Source organism: Vibrio sp. Vb0349 (genome assembly GCF_033338975.1).
In genome coordinates, this window is sequence record NZ_JAWOTS010000183.1 from 1 (window position 1) to 1,423 (window position 1,423).

Annotated in this window: 2 protein-coding genes; both read right to left on the reverse strand. The window is 50.2% G+C overall.

Translation table 11 applies throughout. The features are described 5' to 3' along the window. The coding region (locus R7Q47_RS24375; RefSeq protein WP_318089796.1) for a type II secretion system protein M at positions 1-236 on the reverse strand (236 nt) is incomplete at its 3' end. Between the two features lie 7 nt (positions 237-243). Further along, positions 244-1,422 carry a type II secretion system protein GspL gene (gene gspL / locus R7Q47_RS24380; protein WP_318089798.1) on the reverse strand — a complete coding sequence of 393 codons (1,179 nt, stop codon included), beginning with the start codon at positions 1,420-1,422 and terminating at the stop codon, positions 244-246. Position 1,423: the final 1 nt, after the last annotated feature.

Sequence of the window (1,423 nt, forward strand, 5' to 3'; positions counted from 1 at the left end):
CCCCCGCTTTTTCTCAATGCGGTAATGTCATCGGCGTTGTCTTGTACCCATGTGAGAAATTGCTTTTCACTTTGGATACGAGATTGCGCCAACTCTGCACGTTGGCTCATCGGCTGCAGCAGCCCCCAGTAAAGAATGCCAAGGATGGCGAATGCACCACAGCCCAGCACAAGTCGTTGTTCACGCTGAGAGATGCCACTCCACCAAGCTTGCGCTTGAGAAATTAAATTCTTCATCATCACCTCACTGACGCTTCAACACAAAGCTACCCATCACAACGTTATCGCTGCGATTAAGCTGACCTTGCTCAACATTAAACTTCTCAGCCAACTTCACACGTGCCTGCTCAAAAGGCTGGAAGTCTGAGCTACGTGCGTGAATGCGCACTTCACCACGTTGGCCGTCATACTTAAAGCTGGTGATTTCTAGATCTTTCACCTGACCAAGCGTTGCAGGCAAGGCAGCAAGCCAAGACAACATCGCAACATCTGTTGAGCCACCAGATAAACGGCGCTCTTCATCCGTCATTTGACGCTTTAAGTAACTTACGGTCGGAATTCGATTCTTGTTTGGGAAAACCTGACGGAAAATACGTTCGCTTTCTTCACGATAGGCTTGTGCTTGCGCCTCGTACTTGTGGACGACGAGAAGTTGCTGAGCCACGACCACCACTAACAAAACGCCCGCAGCGATAGCCGCCTTTTGCCAAACTTTCCAGTACTTACCCCAAGAAGACTTCGGCTTAAACTCGCCAGTTAACAGGTTCGTTTTACTACTCGCGACGCCTTTTGCGAGCAACGCCATCGTCATTTCTTCTGGCTTAGGAACCCATACACTCTCAACAGTCGATTCTGGCACGGAACTGTAGCAATCGAGTTGCCAACCTTCATGGTTTTGCAGGTAAGAAGAGAGGTAAAGATCCAGCCACGCCGAATCCACCACCGCGCCTTCCGTCTCTGAGTGACGAATTAGCCATTGCTCACCAATCAGTGCCGCACTGCTGTTGTCATCACTGACAGGCAATGCCAATACATCTGGCAAGATGCGTTTGATGGTCAACCCTTGGCTAGCAAAACGCTGTAGCACGGTTTGTACCCATGCGCGCTCGACCGCACACACTTGGGCTTTATCCGCTTGCTTACCCAATACAGTAGAGTGCAAGCTATCCACATCTTGCGCGACTTCATCTTCAATCAAATAAGGCAACATGTTGTCGAACTGACGTGTAGCACCAGGCGGAATGTCCACCTGAGTTAACACCACATCATTACTCGCTAGTAAAGCGATGACTTGGCGCTGGCCAGCATACGATACCAACTCGTCCAAGTGTTCCCATCCGGCAAGTTCACCGCTGGCAATCACTTCCTGTTGTTCTGTCGACCACACCACCCAAGGAATGGTACTTTGTTGTTCGCTACTCAGC